7 protein-coding genes and 5 tRNA genes are annotated in these 5,778 nt (G+C 72.3%); 7 read left to right on the top strand and 5 right to left on the bottom strand.

Annotation, left to right across the window (positions count from 1 at the left end; genetic code table 11):
* Window positions 1-100: 100 nt before the first annotated feature.
* Window positions 101-658, top strand: a complete 558-nt coding sequence (locus tag ACWEV0_RS35550) for a CGNR zinc finger domain-containing protein (protein WP_453153944.1) — start codon at window positions 101-103, stop codon at window positions 656-658.
* Window positions 659-676: 18 nt separating this feature from the next.
* On the opposite strand, the gene ACWEV0_RS35545 is transcribed toward ACWEV0_RS35550, so the two are convergent.
* Together ACWEV0_RS35545 and ACWEV0_RS35540 are read right to left on the bottom strand one after the other, a co-directional pair.
* Complete coding sequence (locus tag ACWEV0_RS35545) at window positions 677-841, bottom strand: hypothetical protein (RefSeq protein WP_403796860.1); 165 nt, start codon at window positions 839-841, stop codon at window positions 677-679.
* Between the two features lie 133 nt (window positions 842-974).
* Window positions 975-1,400 (bottom strand): hypothetical protein, encoded by a 426-nt coding sequence (locus tag ACWEV0_RS35540; protein ID WP_453153943.1) that lies wholly within the window; start codon window positions 1,398-1,400, stop codon window positions 975-977.
* Window positions 1,401-1,619: 219 nt separating this feature from the next.
* On the opposite strand from ACWEV0_RS35540, the gene ACWEV0_RS35535 reads away from it, so the two are divergent.
* Window positions 1,620-2,132: a DsbA family protein gene (locus tag ACWEV0_RS35535; protein WP_453153942.1), complete on the top strand. Its 513-nt coding sequence runs from the start codon at window positions 1,620-1,622 to the stop codon at window positions 2,130-2,132.
* A gap of 5 nt (window positions 2,133-2,137) precedes the next feature.
* Here the strand turns inward: ACWEV0_RS35535 and ACWEV0_RS35530 are convergent, their stop codons facing one another.
* From ACWEV0_RS35530 to ACWEV0_RS35520, 3 genes are all read right to left on the bottom strand, one after another.
* Complete coding sequence (locus tag ACWEV0_RS35530) at window positions 2,138-2,977, bottom strand: GNAT family N-acetyltransferase (protein WP_453153941.1); 840 nt, start codon at window positions 2,975-2,977, stop codon at window positions 2,138-2,140.
* 81 nt (window positions 2,978-3,058) lie between these two features.
* Entirely contained in the window at window positions 3,059-3,889 is an 831-nt protein-coding gene (locus tag ACWEV0_RS35525) for an aminotransferase class IV (RefSeq protein ID WP_453153940.1), read from the bottom strand.
* Window positions 3,886-4,956: a chorismate-binding protein gene (locus ACWEV0_RS35520; RefSeq protein WP_453153939.1), complete on the bottom strand. Its 1,071-nt coding sequence runs from the start codon at window positions 4,954-4,956 to the stop codon at window positions 3,886-3,888. The genes ACWEV0_RS35525 and ACWEV0_RS35520 overlap by 4 nt, the downstream gene beginning before the upstream one ends.
* Before the next feature lie 257 nt (window positions 4,957-5,213).
* Between ACWEV0_RS35520 and ACWEV0_RS35515 the strand changes: the two genes are divergently transcribed.
* From ACWEV0_RS35515 to ACWEV0_RS35495, 5 genes are all read left to right on the top strand, one after another.
* Window positions 5,214-5,286 (top strand) — tRNA-Gly (locus tag ACWEV0_RS35515).
* Window positions 5,287-5,325: 39 nt separating this feature from the next.
* Window positions 5,326-5,399, top strand: a tRNA-Cys gene (locus tag ACWEV0_RS35510).
* Between the two features lies 1 nt (window position 5,400).
* Window positions 5,401-5,472 (top strand) — tRNA-Val (locus tag ACWEV0_RS35505).
* 34 nt (window positions 5,473-5,506) lie between these two features.
* Window positions 5,507-5,578, top strand: a tRNA-Val gene (locus ACWEV0_RS35500).
* A gap of 34 nt (window positions 5,579-5,612) precedes the next feature.
* Window positions 5,613-5,684 (top strand) — tRNA-Val (locus ACWEV0_RS35495).
* The last annotated feature ends 94 nt before the right edge of the window (window positions 5,685-5,778 follow it).

Raw genomic sequence — 5,778 nt, 5'->3', positions numbered from 1 at the left:
GCCGCCTGCGCGGCGGAGGGCGCCGATGCCCGTTTCCGGGTCGCGCTAGAGTCAGCGCAATTCCGCGGGCGCCCGCCCGCAGCCGGCCAGGGAGCGCATCGTGCTGATCCCCCACGACACCCGCATCGCCCTCGACACCGTCGTCGATCTGATGAACACCGCCCCACAGGGCGACCGCGACGACGAGCTCGGGGACATCCCGTCGCTGCAGTCCTTCGTGCACAGGAACAAGATCAGCGACGTCGGTGAGCTGGGAGCCGACGACCTGAAGGCCGTCCGCGAGGTGCGCGACCGGTTCGCGGCCGTCTTCTCGGCCCCCGACGCCCGGATCGCCGCGACGCTGATCAACCAGCTGGTCGCCGCCGCCGGCACGACGCCGCAGCTCACCGACCACGACGGCTACGACTGGCACGTGCACTACTTCGCGCCGGGCGCCTCGGTCGCCGACCACCTGGGCGCCGACTGCGGCATGGCGCTGGCCTTCATCGTCGTCGCGGGCGAGCAGGAGCGGCTGCGCCGCTGCGAGGCCCCGGACTGCGGCCGGGCCTTCGTCGACCTCTCCCGCAACCGCTCCCGCCGCTACTGCGACAGCCGCACCTGCGGCAACCGGCTGCACGTGGCGGCCTACCGGGCGCGCCGCAAGGAAGCCGCGAGCTGAGCCGGCCCGGCATCCGCCTCACAGCAGGAACAGGTCGTGGACGGCGGCCATGAGCAGCAGTCCGCCGATCACCGCGAGGAAGATCATCAGCGGCGGCTGGGAGAGCGCGAACAGACAGCCGCGCGGCTCCTCGGCCGGGGGTGCGGTGGAGGTGGGGACGGGGTCCCGCGAGGTATCGAGCATCTCGCGGGGATGATCGCGCACGGCGCGGCCCAGAAATCCCGCAACACACCCCACGACCGGGCCTCTTCACCCCATCCCGTGGACGCCGGGAACCAGAAACGTCAGAAGCGGTCGGATCGAGGACCGGTACCGGTCATATTCCGTGCTTCTTCAGAATCGCCTCGATGTCGCTGAAGTCCTCGTCGCCGGTCCTGGCCTGCGGCTTCGCGGTCGCGCCGCGCTGACCCGCGCCGAGCGACGGAGCCGACGCGGCCGGTGCCACGGCCCCGCGCCCCTCTCCCTCGGCGGTCACCTCGCGCCCGGCCCGGCGCCGCTCCACCGCCCGCGTGACCAGGAGGAGCAGCCAGGCCCCGCCGAGCACACCGAAGCCGGCCCAGGCGACCGGGCTGAAGGCCGTGTCCGCGAGCCACTGGACCGCGCCCGTCATCACCAGGCCGAGCAGCAGCAGCGCATAGGCGGCCGTGCGGGCCGCGGCCAGGTACTTCTTGCGGAAGGCCATGACCGCGGCGATGCCCAGGCCCGCCGCGGACACCGCGGAGCAGATGGTCTCGGCAAGCATGCGATCCTCCTGGTCACGAGTGGTCCGTCACGAGCGCTACGGCGCGACTGGTCCGTCACGGGTGGTACGGCGCGACTGGTCCGTCACGGGTGGTACGTCACGGGTGGTACGTCCCTTCCATCCTGCACCGCCCGGGCCGCCCACGGCCATGCCCGGGGCCCCGGATCAGGGACATCTCCGGGTCGTCCCCCAGGGACCGGCGGATGGGAGACTCTTCCCATGAGTGAGTCCACCACCCCCGCCTCCCCGGTCGTCCTGGAGACCTGGTTCGACCTGCAGTGCCCCGACTGCTTCAAGGCCCTCGACGACGTCCGCGCGCTGCGCGAGAAGTACGGCGCCCGCCTCGACGTGCAGCTGCGCCACTTCCCGCTGGCCAAGCACAAGCACGCCTACGCCGCGGCCCAGGCCGCCGAGGAGGCGTTCGCCCAGGACAGGGGCTGGGAGTACACGGAGGCGCTGCTCGCCAGGACCGCGGAGCTCGGCGAGCGCGGCGAGCCGGTGCTCCTGAAGGTGGCGGGCGAACTGGGCCTGGACGCCGAGGAGTTCGACACCGCCCTGATCGACGGCCGGCACCTGCTCACGGTCGACGCCGACGAGGCCGAGGGCAAGGCGATCAAGGTCACCGGCACCCCGACCTACGTCGTCGGCGGCGAGCGCCTCGACGGCGGCCAGAGCCAGGACGGCCTGCGCGCGCGCATCGAGGAGATCGCCGACCGTCTCCTCGCGGGCTGACGGTCCTACAGCAGGCTCTTGGCGCTGTTCAGGTACGTCGTGCGGTAGCCCAGCGACTCGTAGAGCCGGATCGCCGGGGTGTTGCCCGTGAAGACGTGGAGTCCGAGCAGGCTCTCCCCGGCCGCCCGCGCGGTCCGCTCGGCGAGCAGCATCAGCGCCCGGCCGTGGCCGTGTCCGCGGTGCTCCTCGACGACCTCGATGTCGTACACGTACCCGCCGCGCGTCCCCGGCTCCAGGTCGCGGAAGCCGGTCCACACCCGGCCGACCACCTGCCCGTCCCGGACGGCCAGGTGGAACGCCATGCCCGGGGTGGCGAGCCCGTCCGGAAGCAGCTCCCGGTGGCCGGCGTCCGACCTGGCGCGGGCCTGGTCCGCCGGCATGCCGCGCTCGATCCAGCTCCGGGCGTACTTCTCCCGCGCCGCGGCCTCCCACGGCCCGAACTCCGCCTCCGTCATGGGCCGGACCTCGAAACCGGGCGGCAGCTCGGCAGGCCGCTCCGGAAGCTCCTTGACCATGTTCCGGCTGCGCTCGGTGTAGCCGAGCGAGCGGGCCATCCGCAGCGCCGGTTCCACCGCCGCGGGCACCTGGACCAGCACCTGCCGGCAGCCCCAGTCGCGCAGCACCTCCTCCGAGGCGAGCGCCGCCACCGTGCCGCGGCCCCGCCCGCGGTCCGGCCGGTCGACCCGGAGGTTCCTGATGACGCCGGCGGCGGGACCGAAGCCGGGGTCGGTGGCGACGTGCACGGAGCCGACGATCCGGCCGTTCACGCAGATGTCGTACGTGCGGGAACGGCCGCCGTCGGCGGAGCGCTGGAGCGGCTCGGACGGCCGCAGGGTGGTGGTCATCACCGGTGTTCTACCCACCCCGCCGCCGCCCCGTCATCCGGTCAAGCGATTGACCGGGCCTCGGGTCGGCCGAGCTTCGGGTCAGCCGAGCTTCGGGTCCCGGTCCTGGGCCGCCCGCTCGTCGAAGACGCGCATGGCCTTGGCGGTGACCGGTCCGGGGGTCCCGGAGAGCTCCCGGTCGTCGACCCGGTGCACGGCCTGGACGTCGCGCAGGGTCGAGGTCAGGAAGATCTCGTCGGCGCTCTCCAGCACCTCCAGCGGCAGGTCGGTCTCCTCGGCGCCGGTCCACTCCACGGCGAGGGCGCGGGTGATGCCCGCGAGGCAGCCGGAGGAGACGGGCGGGGTGAGGATGCGGCCGTCGACGACCACGAAGACGTTGGAGCCGGTGCCTTCGCAGAGCTGTCCGACCGTGTTGCCGAACAGCGCCTCGGAGGCGCCGCGCTCGCGCGCCCGGGCGAGGGCCACGACGTTCTCGGCGTACGAGGTGGTCTTCAGGCCGGTGAGCGCGCCGCGTTCGTTGCGGGTCCACGGCACGGTGATCACGGCGGTGGAGTCCGGGCGGCGGGTGGTCTCGCCGAGGGCCACGACCAGGCTCGGTCCGGAGTCGCCGCGCTCGGAGCCGAGCGGGGAGAGTCCGCCGGTGTACGTGATGCGGAGCCGGCCGAGCTCCATCGGGTTGGCCGCGAGGACGGCGGCGCAGGCACGGCGGACCTCGTCCAGGTCCGGCTCGGGCAGGCCGAGGCCGCGGGCGGAGCGGGCGAGCCGCTCCAGGTGGAGGGTGAGGGCGAACGTTTCGCCGCGCTCGGCCTTGACCGTCTCGAAGATGCCGTCGCCGACGGTGAGCCCGTGGTCCAGGACGGACACCTGCGCGGTCCCGGCGTCGTGCAGTGCGCCGTTGACCCAGAGTTTCATCGAGATATGGCCTTTCCAGTCGCCTCGTACGCGTCGCTCGGCTCGTACCCGCCCGACGCTATCGCGACGAGCCGGGACGCCTTCAGTTCGGTCTCGGCCCACTCGCGCTCGGGGTCGGAGCCCCAGGTGATGCCGGCGCCGGTACCGAAGCGCAGCAGGCCCTCGGCCCGGTCGATCCAGAAGGTGCGGATGCCCACGGCGAGCTCGGCGGTGCGCCGGTCGGCGTCGACCCAGCCGATGCCGCCGCAGTAGGGGCCGCGCGGGGCGGTCTCCAGGGCCTCGATGATCCGCAGGGCGCTGGACTTGGGGGCGCCGGTCACGGAGCCGGGCGGGAAGGTGGCGGCGAGCAGCTCGCGCCAGCCTGCCTCCTCGCGCAGCTCGCCGCGGACGGTGGAGACCAGGTGGACGAGGCCGGGGTGCGGTTCGACGGCGCAGAGCTCGGGCACGGTGACGGACCCGGTGGCGCAGACCCGGCCCAGGTCGTTCCGCACCAGGTCCACGATCATCACGTTCTCGGCGTGGTCCTTCTCCAGGAGGTCCTCGGCGGTCCTGCCGGTGCCCTTGATGGGGCCGGACTCGACGGTGCGGCCGGTGCGGCGCAGGTACAGCTCGGGCGAGGCGGTGGCGAGCTCCACGCCGTGCGCGGGCAGCCGGATCGTGCCGGCGTACGGGGCGGGGTTGCCGCGGGCCAGCAGCGCGGTGAGCGCGTCGACGTCGGCGCCGGCCGGGTCGGGCAGCGGCGCGGACATCACCCGGCAGAGGTTCGCCTGGTAGACCTCGCCGCGCGCGATGTGCTCCCGGACCCGGCGCACGCCCGCGGTGTACGCGGCGCGGTCGAGCGAGGACGTCCAGTCGCCGGCGGCGGGGCCGCGCCAGGCGCCGGGCACCGGCGCGGGGATCGGGTCGGGTCGCACGTCGCCGAAGCGGGCGCAGGTCAGGCGGCCCTCGAAGTCCGCGCAGACCGCCCAGAAGCCGGTGGAGTCCAGGGCCTCGGGATCATGGGTGACGTCCCGGAGGTCGGTGGCGAGGAGGCCGCCGAAGCGCGCCAGAGGAGTGTGGGTGTGCACTCTTGCGAGTCTAGGGCGGCGTCCGGGAGGGGGCCCCGGGCCGTCTGGGAGACGGCTCCCCGCCACCTCGGGGACACGAGGAGTGAACGTCGTACGAACGCTCCCGCACCACCCGGTGCGGGCCGCGCGCGGACCCCGGCCGGCGCCTCGGAGGGGGTGCAGGTCAGCACGCTGCGCAAACGCGTTTTTGTACTGGCCGAGGAATCCGCTAAAGTTCAACACGTCGCCGGGACGCGGAAGCGAAACGGAAACGACAAGCGGACGTGGCTCAGTTGGTAGAGCATCACCTTGCCAAGGTGAGGGTCGCGAGTTCGAATCTCGTCGTCCGCTCGATGTGGGGGATCATCCCGAACCCCTGTTATCACTCCTGGTGGAGTGGCCGAGAGGCGAGGCAACGGCCTGCAAAGCCGTCTACACGGGTTCAAATCCCGTCTCCACCTCCAAGGACGATTAGCTCAGCGGGAGAGCGCTTCCCTGACACGGAAGAGGTCACTGGTTCAATCCCAGTATCGTCCACTGGACCCTCGGGTCCTGGATCCTCGGATCCCCCGCGCGATTAGCTCAGCGGGAGAGCGCTTCCCTGACACGGAAGAGGTCACTGGTTCAATCCCAGTATCGCGCACTGAACCCTCGGGTTCTTGATCTTCGAGTCACCCGCGCGATTAGCTCAGCGGGAGAGCGCTTCCCTGACACGGAAGAGGTCACTGGTTCAATCCCAGTATCGCGCACCGGATCTTCGGATCCTCGACTCTCGGATCGCCCGCGCGATTAGCTCAGCGGGAGAGCGCTTCCCTGACACGGAAGAGGTCACTGGTTCAATCC

The sequence above is a fragment of the Streptomyces sp. NPDC003943 genome, from assembly GCF_053605265.1.
The sequence above is the reverse complement of the archived record's forward strand: the minus strand, read 5'-3'. Positions and strand labels throughout refer to the sequence as shown.